Origin of the sequence: Stutzerimonas balearica DSM 6083, from assembly GCF_000818015.1 — a bacterium.
Taxonomy (GTDB): Bacteria; Pseudomonadota; Gammaproteobacteria; order Pseudomonadales; family Pseudomonadaceae; genus Stutzerimonas; species Stutzerimonas balearica.
Genome location: NZ_CP007511.1, coordinates 4,165,990 through 4,182,964, shown reverse-complemented (window position 1 = coordinate 4,182,964; position 16,975 = coordinate 4,165,990). Strand labels below are relative to the sequence as shown.

The window sequence follows — 16,975 nt, the reverse complement described above, 5'->3', positions numbered from 1 at the left end:
CGTCCGATTGGCTGATCCGGGGGCTTTCCGGGCGTGGCTGCGTGCTATCATCGCGCGCCCAATCTAGCCATGCCGTTCAGCGTGTCGTCCGTGGTTCGCTGGAGCCCAGCCGTGTCAACGAAAAGCCCCCTCGGGTTGCGTCAATGGATCTGGCGAGCCTTCGTACAGAGTGCCCTGATCCCGCTGGTGCTGGTGGAAACGGCGCTCATCGCCATCTATCTGCTGACCAACAATGCGATCCGCGATGCGCAGATCGAGCACCTGCGCGAGACCGCGCTGACCGACCTCAAGGTCGCGGCGAACCTCGAATCGCGCGTGATCGATGAGCAGCTTGGCCAGATCTCGGCGCTCACCGAGCTGTATCGCAACCTCACCGCCCGCGCCCTGGAACAGGAGCCGCCGGCCCAGCGGCCAGGCCTGGCGCTGAGCGCCGATGGCGTGCGCTACACCCCGCGCGACGAAGGCGGCGCCGCGGTGTTCTACGCCAACTCCACGCCAGCCGAGCGGCAGGACCTGGACAAGGTCGCCCGGCTCTCGCGGCTCGATCCGCTGATGAAGGAGCTGCAGGCCCGTCATCCGCTGGTCGCCAGCCTGTACTTCAACAGCTGGGACAGCCTCAACCATATCTACCCCTGGTTCCTCACGCCGGACCAGTACCCGCACGATATGGTGATCCCCAACTACAACTTCTATTACCTCGCCGATGCCGAGCACAATCCGGCGCGCGAGGTGGTGTGGACCGACGTCTATCTCGATCCGGCCGGCCATGGCTGGATGATGTCGGCCATCGCGCCGGTCTACCGCGGCGACTTCCTCGAGGGTGTGAGCGGCGTCGACATCACCGTCAGCGGCATTCTCGAGCAGATCGGCCAGCTCCATGTGCCCTGGAACGGCTACGCCATGCTGGTCAGCCGCGATCTGAACATCATGGCCCTGCCGCAGGATGGCGAAGCCGACTTCGGCCTCAACGAACTCACCGACCACTCCTATGACGAGGCGGTGCGCCGGGAAATCTTCAAGCCCGAGGACTTCAACCTCGAGCGCCGCCCGGAGACCCGCGAGCTGGCCACGGCGATCGCCACGCAGGCTTCCGGCGTGCTCCGCGTGCAGCTCGGCGGTCGGCCGCAGCTGGTGGCCTGGAACACCGTCGGCCAGACCGGCTGGCACCTGCTGGCGGTGGTCGACGAGGCGCAGGTGTTCGCCCAGACCAACCTGCTTGCCTCGCGCTATCAGCAGATCGGCTATCTGCTGATCGCCGGCCTGGCGCTGTTCTACCTGCTATTCTTCGGCTTCATGTGGCGGCGCGCGCGCCAGCTCAGCCAGTCGCTGCTGACGCCGATGCGCGGCGTATCGCGGATGATGGGCGAGATCGGTCTGGGCCACTGGCGCCCGCAGCCGATTCGCGCCGAGATCCGCGAGCTCGACGATATGTCGCGCCACACCCAGGCCATCGGGGCCCAGCTCGAGCACAGCGAGGCGCAGCGCGAGCGCGCCCAGCAGCGTCTCGATCTGACCCTGGAGAGCGCCACCGAGAGCCTCTGGGAGCACGACCTGCGCACGCACACCGTGCGCCTGCGCGGGCGCCTGGTGCAGCGCTTCGGCCTGCCCGCCTCGACCCTCGCGACCGACGAGTTCCTGCAGCGCGTGCACCCGGACGACCTGCCGGGCATGCATGACGAGCTGGAGCGCGCCGGCGGCGGCAAGATGCTGCGCTACGAGACCGAATTCCGTTTCGCCGATGCCCTCGGCGAATACCACTGGCTGCTCAGCCGCGGCCGCGTGCTCGAGCGCGACCCCGAGAGCGGCGCGGCGCTGCTGATCGTCGGCACCCACGTCGACATCGATGCGCTCAAGCGGGTCGAGGCGGAGCTGCGCGTGGCCTCGGTCGAAGCCAATGCCGCCAGCGAAGCGAAGAGCCGGCTGATCTCCAGCATCAGCCACGAACTGCGCACGCCGCTCAACGCGATCCTCGGCTTCGCCCAGCTGATGCGCATGGAACATCCGGAGAACGAGCAGTCCGATGCCGCCGACTACCTCGACGAGATTCTCCTGGCCAGCCGTCACCTCAACCAGCTGCTGGGCGACGTACTCGACTGGTCGAGCCTGCAGTCGGAAAAACCGCGGCTGACCCTCGAAGCGGTCGAGGTCGGCAACCTGATGCGCGGCTGTGCCGAGCTGGTCGCGCTGGAGGTCCGCCGCCACGGCCTGAGCCTGGAGCTGGACCTGCCCGACGGCGAGCTCTACGTCACCGCCGAACCGCGCCGCCTGCGCCAGGTGCTGCTCAACCTGCTGTCCAATGCGATCAAGTACAACACGCCGTCAGGCCAGGTCACGCTCAGCTACGACCTGCTCGGCAGCCAGGTACGCCTGCTGGTCGAGGACACCGGCATGGGCATCGAACCGGGCCTGCAGCAGCAGCTGTTCGAGCCTTTCCAGCGGCTGGGCCGGGAAAACTCGGCGATCCAGGGCACCGGCCTCGGCCTTTCGCTCAGCCAGGAGCTGGCCGGCCTGATGGGCGGGCGCATGGGGCTGCGCAGCGAGCCGGGCATCGGCAGCAGTTTCTGGATCGAGCTGCCGCGCGTGACGCAGCCCGGCGAAGCGAACGGCGAGACGCGGCCGCACGTGTTCTACGTCGAGGACGATGCCGCCAGCCAGCTGCTGGTGCGCCGCGCGCTCGGCGACCTGGCCCAGGTGAGCGTGGTCGGCAATGGTCGCGTCGCGCTCGAGCGCCTGCTGGCCGTGCCGCCGGCGCTGGTGCTGCTGGACCTCAACCTGCCGGGAATGGACGGCGTCGAGGTGCTGCGCCAGTTGCGCCAGCATGAGCAGACGCGCGACGTGCCGGTGCTGATCCTCAGTGCCGTGGCCGAGGATGCGCGGCTGGTCGGCCTCGACTGCCAGGGCCTGCTGCGCAAGCCGCTGGACCTCGAACAATTGCGCGCGCTGGTCGGCGCCTTGCTCTCGCGGGAGTACTGCGATGTTTGACGAAACCCTGCGTGACCTGACGGTGGTCGTCATCGACGACGTGCGCGCCAACCTGCGCCTGCTGCAGGCCAGCCTGCGGGCGTTCGGCATGCGCCGCATCGTCGGCTTCTCCGATTCGGGCGAGGGCCTCGACTGGCTGCAGAGCAACCCCTGGGACCTGCTGCTGCTCGATCTGGACATGCCGCAGCCCAACGGCTTCGAGCTGCTCGCGCAGCTGGCCGGGCGCGATCCGAGCTGCTCGCCGGTGATCATCGTCACCGCGCTGAGCGACGTCGAGAATCGCCGCAAGGGCCTGGAACTCGGCGCCGACGACTACGTCAGCAAGCCGCTGGACCTGACCGAGCTGATGCTGCGCGTGCGCAGCAAGCTGCAGCTCTGCCATGCCAGCCGCGCGCTCAAGCACGAACGTGCCGAGCTCGAGCGCAAGGTCGCCAGTCGCACCGAGCAGCTGCGGCAGAGCTACGAAGCGATGATCCACAGCCTGTCGATGGCGGCGACCTTTCGCGACAACGAGACCGGCAACCACATCCTGCGCATCGGCGAGTCCGCCGCGATGATCGCCGAAGCCCTCGGCCAGGCGCCGTCGTCCGTAGAGCTGCTGCGTCTGGCGGCGCCGATGCACGACATCGGCAAGATCGGCATTCCCGACCACATCCTGCTCAAGCCCGGGCGGCTGAGCGATGACGAGCGCGTGGAGATGAACCGGCACCCGGTCATCGGCTACGAGATCCTGATGGCGGCCGGACAGTCGCCCCTGCTCAAGCTGGCGGCGGAGATCGCCATGCACCATCACGAGAAGTGGGATGGCAGCGGTTACCCGGGCGGTCTGGTCGGCGAGGCGATTCCGCTGTCGGCGCGCATCGTGGCGCTGTGCGATGTCTACGACGCGCTGCGCTCGTCGCGGCCGTACAAGCAGGCCTGGAGCAGCGAGCGTGCGCTGGAGCTGCTGCGCGAGCAGGCCGGGCGGCATTTCGACCCGGCCCTGGTGGAAATCTTCTGCCGCCTGGTCGAGCCGATCGAGCTGCTGCTGCAGCGGCTGCCGGACGAGCCGCCCGCCGGCGCCGGGGATCGCGGCCTGCTGGCCTAGGCGCTATACTGCGCGGCCCGCGAAACGGCAGGCGCTGCCGCCGCGACACTTCCCCGAACCACGCCTTTCTGCGTGGTTCGTCGTTTATTGACGCGCCCTCGGGCGCCCGACGAGAGGCACGACGATGAGCGCACTGGTAGGCGTGATCATGGGCTCCAAGTCCGACTGGTCCACCCTCAGCCACACCGCCGACATGCTCGAGAAGCTGGGCATTCCCCACGAGGTGACGGTGGTTTCCGCCCACCGCACGCCGGACCTGCTCTTCCAGTACGCCGAGCAGGCCGAGCAGCGCGGGCTGCGCGTGATCATCGCCGGCGCCGGCGGCGCGGCGCATCTGCCGGGCATGTGCGCGGCCAAGACGCACCTGCCGGTACTTGGCGTGCCGGTGCAGTCGTCGATGCTCTCGGGCGTCGACTCGCTGCTGTCGATCGTGCAGATGCCCGCCGGCGTGCCGGTGGCGACTCTGGCCATCGGCAAGGCCGGTGCGATCAACGCCGCGCTGCTGGCGGCGAGCATGCTCGGCCACGAATTCCCCGAGTACCACGCCGCGCTCAAGCGCTTCCGCGACGAGCAGACGCGTACCGTGCTCGACAATCCGGACCCGCGTCAGCCCTGAGCCGATCGGCTCGTCATCGACAAAGCAGGTGGAACCATGAAAATCGGTGTGATCGGTGGCGGCCAGCTGGGCCGCATGCTGGCCCTGGCGGGGACTCCGCTGGGCATGACCTTCGCATTCCTCGACCCGGCGCCGGATGCCTGTGCCGCGGCGTTAGGCGAGCACCTGCGCGCCGATTACGACGACAAGGACCACCTGCGCCGGCTGGCCGACGAGGTCGATCTGGTGACCTTCGAATTCGAGAGCGTGCCGGCCGAGACCGTGGCCTTTCTCTCGCAGTTCGTGCCGGTCTACCCGAGTGCCGAGTCGCTGCGCATCGCCCGTGACCGGCTGTTCGAGAAAAGCATGTTCCAGGAGCTGGGCATCCCCACCCCGGCGTTCGCCGACATCCAGTCGCAGGCCGACCTCGATGCCGCGGTGGCCAGCATCGGCCTGCCGGCCGTGCTCAAGACGCGTACCCTCGGCTACGACGGCAAGGGCCAGAAGGTCCTGCGCAGCGCGGCCGACGTGGCCGATGCCTTTGCCGAGCTGGGCAGCGTGCCCTGTCTGCTGGAAGGCTTCGTGCCCTTTACCGGCGAGGTCTCGCTGGTGGCCGTGCGCGGCCGCGATGGCGAAACCGCCTTCTATCCGCTGGTGCACAACACGCACGAGACCGGCATCCTGCGGCTGTCGGTGGCCAGCAGCAATCACCCGCTGCAGAAGCTCGCCGAGGACTACGTCGGGCGGGTGCTGGACAAGCTCGACTACGTCGGCGTGCTGGCCTTCGAGTTCTTCGAGGTCGACGGCGGCCTGAAGGCCAACGAGATCGCGCCGCGGGTGCACAACTCCGGGCATTGGACCATCGAAGGCGCCGAGTGCAGCCAGTTCGAGAACCACCTGCGCGCGGTGGCCGGCCTGCCGCTGGGCTCGACCGCCAAGCTCGGCGAGAGCGCGATGCTCAACTTCATCGGCGAAGTGCCGCCGGTGGACAAGGTCATCGCCATCGAAGACTGCCATCTGCACCACTACGGCAAGGCCTTCAAGGCCGGGCGCAAGGTCGGCCACGCCACCCTGCGCTGCCCGGACCGGGCCACCCTGGACCGGCAGATCACCGCCGTCGAGTCGCTGATCGGGCGCGGCTGAGCGCAGGCCGCGGGGGTGGAGGCGCGCCGGGGCGCGTTCTTCCACCCTACGGGAACGGCCAGTGCGTGTACCGGCGGCCAGGCGCAGCCGTGCCGGGTCCGCCCGGTCGTCAGGCCTGCAAGTGCCGTCGTAGAACTGCCGGTGCCGGGGCGGGGTCCACTGCTTACCTTTTCGGACCTCGGAGACTGAGCCATGGGCATCATCGGAACCATCATCATCGGCCTGATCGTCGGCCTGATCGCACGCTTTCTCAAACCCGGCAACGACAGCATGGGCTGGATCATGACCATCCTGCTCGGGATCGGTGGCTCGCTGCTGGCGACCTACGGCGGCCAGGCGCTGGGCCTGTACGAGGCGGGCGAGGGCGCCGGCTTTATCGGCGCGGTGGTCGGTGCGATCATCCTGCTGGTGATTTACGGCGCGGTGACCAGCCGTAAGCACTGATTTCGCCGGGGCCGCTCCCGGCGGCCCCCTTTACGCCAGCCAGCCTTTGCCGCCATGCGCCGATTCCTTGCCTGCCTGCTCTTCTGCTTCGCCTCGCTGACCCACGCCGCCCCGGCCGAACTCGACTGGCTCGAACTGATGCCCGCCGAGGACCGCAAGGCGCTCGAGGAGATGCCCGAGATCGAGCACGACTCGCCCGAGAACCTGGGTTTCAGCGATGCCGGCGGGCTCAAGCAGGGCGCCGGGCTGCCCGAGGTGATGTATTCGGCGCGGACGGTGCCGGCGCTCGCCGGGCGTGCCATTCGCCTGGGCGGCTACCCGGTGCCGCTGGAGACCGATGCCGCCGGGCGCAGCACCGAGTTCTTTCTGGTGCCCTATCCGGGGGCCTGCATCCACGTGCCGCCGCCGCCGCCCAACCAGATCGTGCTGGTGCGCCTGGCCAAGGGCATCGAGCTGGGCGACATCTACGCGCCGCTCTGGGTCGACGGCGTGCTGCGCATCGAGCCGGTGAGCAATGCGCTTGCCGAGGCCGCCTACGCCATCGATGCCGACGCCGTGGTCCCGGTCGACGAAGCGGACCTGGAGTAAGCCCCGCGTGCCGCTCGCTGCGAACCTGCGCCAGCGCCTGCGCGAGCTGGCCGCGACGATCGAGGGCATCGACCGGGCGGTCTATGCGCAATTCGACAAGGACCCGCTGGAGCCGATCATCGGCCTGGGCGATGCGCAGGCGCCGCTCGCCTTCTTCGGCCGCGACCCGGGGCGCGAGGAGGTACGTCACGGCGAGCCGTTCGTCGGCGCCGGCGGGCAGCTGGTGCGGGGTGGGCTGCATCGGCACCTGTACGGCACGGAACTGCCGGATTTCGCCGCCTCGCTGGCGGTCGGCCGGCCGTTCTTCTGGGCCAACACCGTGCCCTACAAGCCGCTCGGCAACCGGGCCTGGTCGATGGCGGTCAAGCGGCGCTTCCACCCACTGATGCGTGAGCTGCTGATCGAATCCTGGCAGGGGCGCGACATCGTCACCCTCGGGCGCGAAGCCTTTCTCTGGTTCGGCATCGATCAGCCGCGCGAGGAGCGTCGGCGCCTGGAGGCCTTCTGGGCCGACGAGCGGCGTTTCGAGCGCAGCCTGCCGGTCCGCCTGGCAGACGACCGGGGCGGCAGCCGCGAATTCGTCCTGCACCCGCTGCCGCACCCTTCGCCGCGCAACCTGGCCTGGTACGGGCGCTTCGCCGAGCTGCTCGAGGCACGCCTGCAGCAGCTCGGCGTGGCGCGGCCGGGCTGAGCGCTCAGAACGTCAGGCAGATCTTGCCGAAGTGGCGGTTGCTCTCCTGGTAGCGGAAGGCGTCGCAGATCTCGTCGAGGGCGAAGCAGCGGTCGATCACCGGGCGCATGCCGTTGGCGTCGATCGCGCGGATCATCTGCTGCTGCTGGGTGCGGCTGCCGACCAGCACGGCCTGCAGGCGTAGCTGGCGCACCAGGGCCTCGACCAGAGGCAGCTCGCCGCCGACCCCGGTGAGGATGCCGATTACCGCGATATGCCCGCCGATGCGCGTGGCGGTCATCGACTGGGCGAGTGTCGCCGGGCCGCCGACTTCGATCACGTGGTCGACGCCGCGGCCATCGGTCAGTTCACGCACCCGCTCGCCCCAGTTCGGCGTGCTGCGGTAGTTGATCAGATGGCTGGCGCCGAGCTCGGCCATGCGCGCCAGCTTGTCGTCGCTCGAGGACGTGGCGATCACCGTGGCTCCGGCCATGCGGGCGAACTGCAGGGCAAAGATCGATACGCCGCCGCTGCCCTGTACCAGTACCGTCTCGCCGGGCTTGAGCGCACCATCGGCCATCAGCGCGCGCCAGGCGGTCAGCCCGGCGGTGGTCAGGGTCGCCGCCTCGGCGTGGCTCCAGCCCCTGGGTGCGTGGGTAAAGGCGGTGGCCGGCGCGGTCACCTGTTCGCGTGCATAGCCGTCGATGCCATCGCCGGGCACGCGGACGAAACCTTCGACGCAGGGCTCGCCGTCCAGCCAGTCGGGAAAGAAGGTGCTGACCACCGCATCGCCGACCTTGAAGCCCTCGACCCCGGAACCGACGGCGATCACTTCGCCGGCGCCATCGGCCATCGGAATGCGCGGCTCGCTCGGTCCCCACATGCCGCTGACCACGGCGAAGTCGTGGTAGTTGAGCGAGTTGGCGTGCAGGCGCACGCTGATTTCGCCCGCGCCGGGTGCCGGCGCCTCGTGGATGCCGACCACCACCTGGTCGTAGCCACCACCGGGTTGAACGTAGATCGCCTTGCTCATGCTGCTGCTCCGTTGCAGTTATCGATACCGAATTCTGGACCCTTGCCGCGCACGCGGCAGTAGGCCCTTGGTCGCGGCAGGCTACGACTCGCCGAGCGCTACCACCAGCTTGCCGAAGTTGCGCCCCTCGAGCAGGCCGATGAACGCCTCGGGTGCGTTTTCCAGGCCCTGCACCTGTTGCTCGCGGTACTTGATGCGGCCATCGGCGTACCAGGCGCTCATGTCGCGGTAGAACTCGTCGTAGCGGTGCCCATAGTCGTCGAAGATGATGAAGCCCTGCATCCGCAGGCGCTTCTTCAGGATGGTTTCGAGCAGCAGCGGCAAGCGGTCCGGGCCGTCCGGCAGGCCGGTGGCGTTGTACTGGGCGACCACGCCACAGACCGGCACGCGGGCGCGACTGTTGAGCAGCGGCAGCACGGCATCGAACACCGCGCCGCCGACATTCTCGAAATAGATGTCGATGCCCTTCGGGCATTGCCGCGCGAGCTGGTTGGCGAAATCCTCGGCGCGGTGGTCGATGCAGGCGTCGAAACCGAGCGTCTGCACTGCATGCAGGCATTTGTCGCGCCCGCCAGCGATGCCCACCACGCGGCAGCCCTTGAGCTTGGCGATCTGCCCGACCGTGGCGCCGACCGGGCCGGTGGCGGCGGCGACCACCAGGGTTTCGCCGGGCCTGGGCTGGCCGATGTCGAGCAGCCCCATGTAGGCGGTGAAGCCGGGCATGCCGAGCACGCCGAGCGCATGCGAGGGGTTGGGCATGTCCGGCGCCAGGCGCAGCAGGCCCTTGCCGTCGGACAGCGCGTATTCCTGCCAGCCGCTGGCGCCCAGCACCAGGTCGCCCGGCTGGTAGTCCGGGTGCCGCGACTGCACCACGCGCGACACGGTGCCGCCGACCATCACCTCGCCGACGGCCATCGGCGGCGCGTAGGACGGCCCTTCGCTCATGCGCCCGCGCATGTAGGGGTCGAGCGAGAGGTAGAGCGTGCGCAGCAGCAGCTGGCCCTCGGCCGGCTCCGGCAGCGCTGCGCTCTGCAGGCGGAAGTTCTCCGGCGTGGGCGCGCCGTGCGGGCGCGAGGCGAGGTGGATGCTGCGGTTCTGCTGGCTCATCGGTGGCTCCTGCGAGGGGTCATCAGCTTGGGAACCCGTCGGCCGGCGCATGTTCCCACCGCCCTGCGGCATTGCCGACTGGCGCCCGCCCGGCGGCGTGCCACACTTTGCGCATGACCCCCTGCGTGAGGTGCCGTCATGTTCCGGACATTCTCCTTCGCCATGCTCGCCCTGGGCATGGCCCTGCTCGGCGGCTGTGCCTCGCCGAGCCAGATCACCCTTACCGATGGCCGGCAGATGCAGAGCCTGGATACGCCCGAATACGACGAGGACACCGGCTTCTATGAATTCGAGCAGGCCGATGGCCGGCGCATCCGCGTGAACCGCGACCAGGTGCAGAGCATCCAGACCCTCGACTGACCACATGAGGTGCCCTTGGCCCAACGCAACGGACTACCGCCGATCACGCCGCATACGCTGCGCGAGCTGGCCTTCGATCAGTCGATCCGCTGGTCGAGCCGCAATGACGACATCTGGCAGGCCATCGACGAGGACCTCTGGGACCTGACGCACAACCCCTGCCTGGTCCTGAGCACGGTGCCCGACCGGCAGCTGGCCGAGCTGCTGCGCCGGCCGGAATTCCATGGGCGGGTGCGCGAACTGGTAGAGCGCCGCCGTGCCGAGGCCGCGCAGCCGACCTGGTTCGCCGAGCGCGCCGTCGATGATGCGCTCGCCTGCGTCGCCTACTTCTCCATGGAATACATGCTCAGCGAGGCGCTGCCGATCTATTCCGGCGGGTTGGGCAACGTCGCCGGCGACCAGCTCAAGGCCGCCAGCGACCTCGGCCTGCCGGTGGTCGCGGTGGGCATGCTCTGGCAGCACGGCTACTTCCGCCAGGGCATCGATGCCGACGGCCGGCAGCAGGCCCTGTACCCGGTCAACGACACGCGGCAGTTGCCGGTCGAACCGCTCACCGACCTGGCCGGCCGGCCGCTGCGCCTGGCCTTTCGCCTGCCCGGGATGCAGCTGTGGATTCGCGGCTGGCAGGCGCGCGTCGGCCGTTGCCGATTGCTGCTGCTCGACACCAACGAGCCGGCCAACCCACCGCAGGTTCGCCTGATCACCAGCCAGCTGTACGGCGGCGACCGGGAGATGCGCCTGCGTCAGGAGATCGTGCTGGGCATCGGCGGCTGGCGCCTGCTCGAGGCTGCCGGGCTGACCCCGGAGGTGTGCCATCTCAACGACGGGCATGCCGCCTTTGCCGTGCTCGAGCGGGCGCGCAGCTACATGGCGGCGCGCGGCGTGCCCTTCGAGGTGGCGCTGGCCGCGACCCGTGCCGGCAACCTGTTCACCACGCATACGCCGGTCGAAGCCGGCTTCGACCGCTTTCCCGCGGCCCGCGTCAGCCAGTACCTGGGCCGCTATGCCGAGGCGGAGCTGGGCATCGCCGCGCGCGAGCTGCTCGCATTGGGCGGGGCGGCAGCGGACGACCCGCAGGCGACCTTCAACATGGCCTGCCTCGCCGCACACGGCTCCGGCGCGGTGAATGCGGTCAGCCGCCTGCACGAGGCCACCAGCCGCTTCATCTTCCGCGGGCTGTACCCCCGCTGGCCGCTGGCCGAAGTGCCCATCGGCCACGTGACCAACGGGGTGCACCTGCCGACCTGGCTGTCGTCCGACGCCGAGCAGCACTGGTTCGAGCTGCACGGCGACGAGATCCCCTGGCGCGGTGGCGACAGCGTGGTAGCCGACCTGCTGGCGCGGGTCGACGATCACTGGCTCTGGCAGATCCGCCAGCACGCGCGGCATGAGCTGCTCGCCTTTGTCTGCGGCTACCTGGCGCGCAGCCTGGCGGTGCACGGGGCGACTGCCGAGTGCATTGCCGCGGCCGGCTGCGGGCTGGATGCCGAACGCCTGACGATCGGCTTCGCGCGGCGCTTCACCGCCTACAAGCGGCCCAACCTGCTGCTGCAGGACCCCGATCGCCTGGCGCGCATCCTCGCCGACCGCGAGCGCCCGGTGCAGCTGCTCGTCGCCGGCAAGGCGCATCCGGCCGACCGTGCCGGGCAGGCGCTGCTCGCCGAGTGGCAGCGCTTCATCGCGCGGCCGGACGTCGGCGGGCGCGTGGTGTTTCTCGAGGACTACGACATGCGGCTGGCGCGGCACCTGGTGCAGGGTGTCGACGTCTGGATCAATACGCCGCGGCGCCCCTGGGAGGCCAGCGGCACCAGCGGCATGAAGGTGCTGGCCAACGGCGGGCTGAACCTGTCTCAGCTCGACGGCTGGTGGGCCGAAGCCTATGCGCCGGACCTCGGCTGGGCGATTGGCGACGGCCTGGAGCACGACGAAACGCACGATGCGCGCGATGCCGAGCAGCTCTACAGGCTGCTCGAGCAGGAGGTGATACCGGAGTACTACAGCCGCGACGAGGCCAACCTGCCGCGTGCCTGGGTGCAGCGCATCCGCCGCAGCATGGGCGAACTGGTGCAGCGCTTTTCCGCCGACCGGGTGGTGCGCGAGTACACCGAGCAGTTCTACTTGCCGGCGGCGCGCGCCTACCGCGAGCGCAGCGCGGACGGCTCGGCCCGCGCCTACGCGCTGGCCGGCCGCATCCACCGGCTGCAGCGCCACTGGCCGCGGCTGGCGTTCGTCCGGGTCGCACTGGAGCCGCTCGGCGAGGGCTACCAGGCCAGCGTGGAGCTGGACCTGGGGCAGCTGTATGCCGACGACCTGCTCGTGCAGCTGTACGCCGATGCCTGCCAAGACTGGCCGGCCGAGTGCCTGACGCTGACTGCGCGCAGCGGTTCGGGGCCGCACTGGCTGTTCAGCGGCTCGCTGCCGGCCGGCCGCCCGGCGGCGCACTACACCGCGCGGGTGATCCCGGCGGCCTATGACGGCCTGCGGGTGCCGCTGGAACTGCCGCTGATTCTCTGGCAGCCCTGAGCGGCGCCCGCTGCGCCGGGCTCAGCGAACGATCGGGCAGCCGGTCGCCGCCTGCAGTTCGTCGAAGCTCACGCCTTCGGCCAGCTCGACGAGCGTCAAGCCCTGCTCGGTGACATCGAGCACGGCGAGGTCGGTGATGATGCGATCGACCACGCCGACCCCGGTCAGCGGCAGGTCGCAGGCCGGCAGGATCTTGTGCGCGCCGCCCTTGGCGGTGTGCTCCATCAGCACCACGACCTTTTTCACCCCGGCCACCAGATCCATCGCTCCGCCCATGCCCTTGACCATCTTGCCGGGGATCATCCAGTTGGCCAGGTCGCCCTTTTCCGAGACCTGCATGGCACCGAGGATGGCCAGGTTGATGTGGCCGCCGCGGATCATCGCGAAGCTCTGCGCGTTGTCGAAGAAGCTCGCCCCGGGCAGCGCGGTGACCGTCTGCTTGCCGGCGTTGATCAGGTCGGCGTCGACCTCCTCTTCGCTGGGGAAGGGGCCGATGCCGAGCAGGCCGTTCTCGCTCTGCAGCCAGACATCCATGCCTTCGGGAATGTAGTTGGCCACCAGGGTCGGCAGGCCGATGCCGAGGTTCACGTAGAAGCCGTCTTCCAGTTCCCGTGCGGCGCGTTGTGCCATCTGTTCGCGTGTCCAGGCCATGTTCAGCTCCTCACCGTGCGTTTTTCGATGCGTTTTTCCGGGTTCGGGTTGTGCACGATGCGGTGCACGTAGATGCCGGGCAGGTGAATCTGATCGGGGTCCAGCTCACCGGTCTCGACGATCTCCTCGACCTCGACGACGCAGACCTCGCCGGCCATCGCTGCCAGCGGGTTGAAGTTGCGCGCGGTCTTGCGGAACAGCAGGTTGCCGGCCTTGTCGGCCTTCCACGCCTTGACCAGCGCGAGGTCGGCGGTCAGCGATTCTTCCATGACGTACCACTCGCCGTTGAACTGGCGGGTCTCCTTGCCTTCGGCGACCAGCGTGCCGTAGCCGGTCCTGGTGTAGAACGCCGGGATGCCCGCGCCGCCAGCGCGCAGCTTCTCGGCCAGGGTGCCCTGCGGGGTGAACTCCAGCTCCAGTTCGCCGGAGAGGTACTGGCGCTCGAACTCCTTGTTCTCGCCCACGTAGGAGGAAATCATCTTGCGGATCTGCCGCGTCTCCAGCAGCAGGCCAAGGCCGAAGCCGTCGACGCCGGCGTTGTTGCTGATTGCCGTCAGGCCCTTGCGGCCGCTGTCGCGCAGCGCGGCGATCAGCGTCTCGGGAATGCCGCACAGGCCGAAGCCGCCGACGGCGACCGTCATGCCGTCTTCAACCAGCCCGTCGAGGGCGGCTGCGGCGTTGGGGTAGAGCTTGTTCATGGATCTCCCTCTTTGTTGTTGTCTTGTTCAGCGGGCGGCCCAGCCGCCGTCGATGTTCCAGGCGACGCCGCGGACCTGCGCGGCCGCGTCGCTGCACAGATAGAGCGTCAATTCGCCGAGCTGTTCGGGGGTGACGAATTCCAGCGAAGGCTGCTTCTCGGCCAGCAGGTCGTGGCGCGCGCGCTCGAGGTCGCCGTCGGCGCGGGCGCGCTCGTCGATCTGCTGCTGCACCAGCGGCGTCAGCACCCAGCCGGGGCAGATGGCATTGCAGGTGATCGGCTCCTGCGCGGTTTCCAGCGCGACCACCTTGGTCAGCCCGACCACGCCGTGCTTGGCCGCGACATAGGCGGCCTTGCCGGTCGAGCCGACCAGCCCGTGCACCGAGGCGATGTTGACGATCCGCCCCCAGCCGCGGCGCCGCATGCCCGGCAGCGCCAGGCGCGTGGTGTGGAACACCGAGGACAGGTTGATCGCCAGGATGCTGTCCCAGCGCTCGGGCGGAAATTCGTCGACCGGCGCGACATGCTGGATGCCGGCGTTGTTGACGAGGATGTCCAGTGCGCCGAATTCGCTTTCGACGAAGGCCACCAGCTCGGCGATCTGCTTGGGCCGGGCCATGTCGGCGGGGTGATGGCGCACCTGGCCGCCGGCGGCACGCACCGCGGCCAGCGCCGGCTCGGCATCGCCGAATCCGTTGAGCACCAGGTTGGCGCCGGCTTCGGCCAGGCGCTTGGCAATGCCCAGGCCGATGCCGCTGGTGGAGCCGGTGACCAGAGCGGTCTTGCCTGCGAGGTTCATGTTTGGCTCTCCTTGACGGCGCCGGCCCGGGCCGGCGCGCTGCACGTCAGACGATACCGGTAGCGTAGAACACACCGATGATGAAAAAGGCCGCGGTGGTGGCGATCAGGGTGATCGCGAAGATGTCCTTGTAGGACTCGCGGTGGGTCAGCCCGGTAACCGCCAGCAGGGTGATCACCGCGCCGTTGTGCGGTAGCGTGTCGAGGCCGCCGGAGGCCATCGAGGCGACCCGGTGCAGCACTTCCAGCGGAATCTGCGCGGCGTTGGCGGCGGCGACGAAGCTCTCGGCCATGGCCGCCAGCGCGATGCTCATGCCGCCGGAAGCCGAGCCGGTGATGCCGGCCAGCAGGTTGACGGTGATCGCCTCGTTGATCAGCGGGTTGGGAATCGCCGACAGCGCATCGGCCAGCACCATGAAGCCGGGCAGCGAGGCGATGACTGCGCCGAAGCCGAATTCCGAGGCGGTGTTCATCGACGCCAGCAGTGAGCCGCTGACCGCGCTCTTGGTGCCCTCGGCCAGCTTGCCGCGCAAGGTGGCGAAGCTTGATGCCAGCACCAGCAGGATGCCCAGCAGCAACGCGGCCTCCACCGCCCAGATGGCGGTCACCTTGCTGACATCGGTGGTCAGCGGCGCCGCCATGCCGGCGAGCTGCAGCACGTGGCTGTTGCCGTAGAGTTCGGGGATCCAGCGGGTGAACAGCAGGTTGGCCAGCAGCACCAGCAGCAGCGGCGAGAGCGCCAGCCAGGGGTTCGGCAGGGCGATGTCGTCCGGCGTCTGCGGTTCGTTGCGCAGGTTGGTGCCGTAGCCTTCGCCAGCGTGGCGGGCCTTGTTCGCCTGGCGCTTGAGATAGAGCATGCCGAGGCTGAAGACGAACAGCGTGCCGATCAGCCCGAGCCAGGGTGCAGCCCAGGTGGTGGTGTTGAAAAAGGTGGTCGGGATGATGTTCTGGATCTGCGGCGTGCCGGGCACCGCGGTCATGGTGAAGGTGAAGGCGCCGAGGGCGATGGTGCCGGGGATCAGCCGCTTGGGGATGTCGCTCTGGCGGAACATCTCGGCAGCGAACGGGTACACCGCGAACACCACCACGAACAGCGAGACGCCGCCGTAGGTCAGCAGCGCACAGACCAGCACGATCACCAGCATCGCCTGGCCGCCGCCGAGCAGGCGGATCGCCGCGGCGACGATCGAGCGCGAGAAGCCGCTCATCTCGATCAGCTTGCCGAACACCGCACCGAGCAGGAACACGGGGAAATACAGCTTGATGAAGCCGACCATCTTTTCCATGAAAATGCCGGTGAAGGCGGGCGCGACCGCACTGGGGTCGGTCAGCAGCACGGCACCGAGGGCGGCGATGGGGGCGAACAGGATGACGCTGTAGCCGCGGTAGGCGGCAAGCATCAGAAGCCCCAGAGCAGCAAGGGCGATGACTACACTCATCGTTCGATCTCCTGGCCTGACCACGGCGGGGCAATGGCAGACCTTCTTGTTGTTGTGGTTTGCGCAGGGCGCCTGGCGGAATAGCCAGTTTCGTGCCAATGATCTAACTTATTGTTTTTAAAGGAATTTTGCACGAATGCTGGATGCCCACTGGCATGCTGCGTCCCGTTTGTGGGATAGAAGCAGCCGGAGTCAGCGGCGGTGTCCATGAATCCGGGATAGATAGCTCATTCCCAGTTATGGGATTTGATCTCCTTATCGAGACCGGCGTTAACGCGAAAAGAGGCAATCGATGAAAACGCTCTATCTGGTGCGGCATGCCAAGTCGTCCTGGGACGACCCGACCCTGGCCGACCATGACCGCCCGCTGGCCAAGCGCGGCCTGCGCCAGCTCGAGGAGATCGGCCCCTGGCTTGCGGCGCGCGGCGTGCGGCCGCAGCGCCTGCTGTGCAGTACCGCCGCGCGCGCCCAGGCCACGGCACGTCCGCTGGCCGAGGCGATGGGCTATCCGCCGGAGGCCATCGACTACCAGGCGCGCCTGTATGCCTGTACGCCGGACGCGCTGCTGGCGGTGATCGGCGAACAGCCGGACGACCTGCAGAGCCTGATGCTGGTCGGCCACAACCCGGAGCTGACCGAGCTGGCCACGCGCCTGGGCGCGGGCATCGAGCATATGCCGACCTGCGCCGTCGTCGAGCTGGTCTTCGCATCCGGTCGCTGGGCCGGGATCGAGAGCCAGGCGCCCGTGCAGCGGCTGTTCCACCGGCCGACTCGCAAGCGCGAGCGCAAGGCCGGCGACTGAGCGGCGGACCTTCCACCGCCTGGCAGGATCAAACCCAGCGAACACCCGACCAGGAT

At 68.8% G+C, this 16,975-nt stretch carries 16 protein-coding genes; 10 read left to right on the top strand and 6 right to left on the bottom strand.

Going from position 1 to position 16,975, the window contains the following annotated elements; all coding sequences use genetic code 11:
- The first annotated feature begins 111 nt into the window (after positions 1 to 111).
- The 7 genes from CL52_RS19385 to CL52_RS19355 all read left to right on the top strand — a co-directional run bounded on the left by CL52_RS19385 (position 112) and on the right by CL52_RS19355 (position 7,530).
- Complete coding sequence (locus tag CL52_RS19385; protein WP_043222584.1) at positions 112 to 2,982, top strand: hybrid sensor histidine kinase/response regulator; 2,871 nt, start codon at positions 112 to 114, stop codon at positions 2,980 to 2,982.
- Positions 2,975 to 4,069: an HD domain-containing phosphohydrolase gene (locus CL52_RS19380; protein ID WP_052264606.1), complete on the top strand. Its 1,095-nt coding sequence runs from the start codon at positions 2,975 to 2,977 to the stop codon at positions 4,067 to 4,069. The genes CL52_RS19385 and CL52_RS19380 overlap by 8 nt, the downstream gene beginning before the upstream one ends.
- A 124-nt stretch (positions 4,070 to 4,193) precedes the next feature.
- Complete coding sequence (gene purE / locus CL52_RS19375) at positions 4,194 to 4,685, top strand: 5-(carboxyamino)imidazole ribonucleotide mutase (protein ID WP_041109479.1); 492 nt, start codon at positions 4,194 to 4,196, stop codon at positions 4,683 to 4,685.
- A 36-nt stretch (positions 4,686 to 4,721) separates the two neighbouring features.
- Positions 4,722 to 5,807 carry a 5-(carboxyamino)imidazole ribonucleotide synthase gene (locus tag CL52_RS19370; RefSeq protein WP_043222581.1) on the top strand — a complete coding sequence of 362 codons (1,086 nt, stop codon included), beginning with the start codon at positions 4,722 to 4,724 and terminating at the stop codon, positions 5,805 to 5,807.
- A 192-nt stretch (positions 5,808 to 5,999) separates the two neighbouring features.
- Positions 6,000 to 6,251 (top strand): GlsB/YeaQ/YmgE family stress response membrane protein, encoded by a 252-nt coding sequence (locus CL52_RS19365; RefSeq protein ID WP_041109483.1) that lies wholly within the window; start codon positions 6,000 to 6,002, stop codon positions 6,249 to 6,251.
- Positions 6,252 to 6,305: 54 nt separating this feature from the next.
- Positions 6,306 to 6,839: a DUF3299 domain-containing protein gene (locus tag CL52_RS19360; protein ID WP_043222579.1), complete on the top strand. Its 534-nt coding sequence runs from the start codon at positions 6,306 to 6,308 to the stop codon at positions 6,837 to 6,839.
- 7 nt (positions 6,840 to 6,846) lie between these two features.
- Complete coding sequence (locus CL52_RS19355; RefSeq protein ID WP_043222577.1) at positions 6,847 to 7,530, top strand: uracil-DNA glycosylase family protein; 684 nt, start codon at positions 6,847 to 6,849, stop codon at positions 7,528 to 7,530.
- A gap of 4 nt (positions 7,531 to 7,534) precedes the next feature.
- Here the strand turns inward: CL52_RS19355 and CL52_RS19350 are convergent, their stop codons facing one another.
- Both CL52_RS19350 and curA read right to left on the bottom strand, forming a co-directional pair.
- Positions 7,535 to 8,542: a zinc-dependent alcohol dehydrogenase family protein gene (locus tag CL52_RS19350; RefSeq protein ID WP_041109489.1), complete on the bottom strand. Its 1,008-nt coding sequence runs from the start codon at positions 8,540 to 8,542 to the stop codon at positions 7,535 to 7,537.
- 81 nt (positions 8,543 to 8,623) lie between these two features.
- Entirely contained in the window at positions 8,624 to 9,649 is a 1,026-nt protein-coding gene (gene curA / locus CL52_RS19345) for an NADPH-dependent curcumin/dihydrocurcumin reductase (RefSeq protein WP_043222575.1), read from the bottom strand.
- Positions 9,650 to 9,787: 138 nt separating this feature from the next.
- Here curA and CL52_RS19340 point away from each other — a divergent pair, with 138 nt between their 5' ends.
- Both CL52_RS19340 and glgP read left to right on the top strand, forming a co-directional pair.
- Positions 9,788 to 10,009, top strand: coding sequence for a YgdI/YgdR family lipoprotein (locus CL52_RS19340; RefSeq protein WP_041109493.1), 222 nt, complete (start codon positions 9,788 to 9,790; stop codon positions 10,007 to 10,009).
- A gap of 15 nt (positions 10,010 to 10,024) precedes the next feature.
- A complete protein-coding gene (gene glgP, locus CL52_RS19335; protein WP_043222573.1) occupies positions 10,025 to 12,532 on the top strand; it encodes an alpha-glucan family phosphorylase in 2,508 nt (835 codons plus the stop codon).
- A gap of 21 nt (positions 12,533 to 12,553) precedes the next feature.
- Here the strand turns inward: glgP and CL52_RS19330 are convergent, their stop codons facing one another.
- From CL52_RS19330 to CL52_RS19315, 4 genes are read right to left on the bottom strand one after another with little or no spacing between them, the layout of a single operon-like run.
- Complete coding sequence (locus CL52_RS19330) at positions 12,554 to 13,183, bottom strand: CoA transferase subunit B (RefSeq protein ID WP_043222568.1); 630 nt, start codon at positions 13,181 to 13,183, stop codon at positions 12,554 to 12,556.
- A 2-nt stretch (positions 13,184 to 13,185) separates the two neighbouring features.
- Entirely contained in the window at positions 13,186 to 13,881 is a 696-nt protein-coding gene (locus tag CL52_RS19325; protein ID WP_041109497.1) for a CoA transferase subunit A, read from the bottom strand.
- 27 nt (positions 13,882 to 13,908) lie between these two features.
- Entirely contained in the window at positions 13,909 to 14,679 is a 771-nt protein-coding gene (locus tag CL52_RS19320) for a 3-hydroxybutyrate dehydrogenase (RefSeq protein WP_043222565.1), read from the bottom strand.
- A gap of 46 nt (positions 14,680 to 14,725) precedes the next feature.
- Positions 14,726 to 16,117: a GntP family permease gene (locus CL52_RS19315; RefSeq protein ID WP_041109501.1), complete on the bottom strand. Its 1,392-nt coding sequence runs from the start codon at positions 16,115 to 16,117 to the stop codon at positions 14,726 to 14,728.
- A gap of 292 nt (positions 16,118 to 16,409) precedes the next feature.
- Between CL52_RS19315 and CL52_RS19310 the strand changes: the two genes are divergently transcribed.
- Positions 16,410 to 16,919, top strand: a complete 510-nt coding sequence (locus tag CL52_RS19310) for a SixA phosphatase family protein (RefSeq protein ID WP_043222563.1) — start codon at positions 16,410 to 16,412, stop codon at positions 16,917 to 16,919.
- Positions 16,920 to 16,975 lie beyond the last annotated feature (56 nt).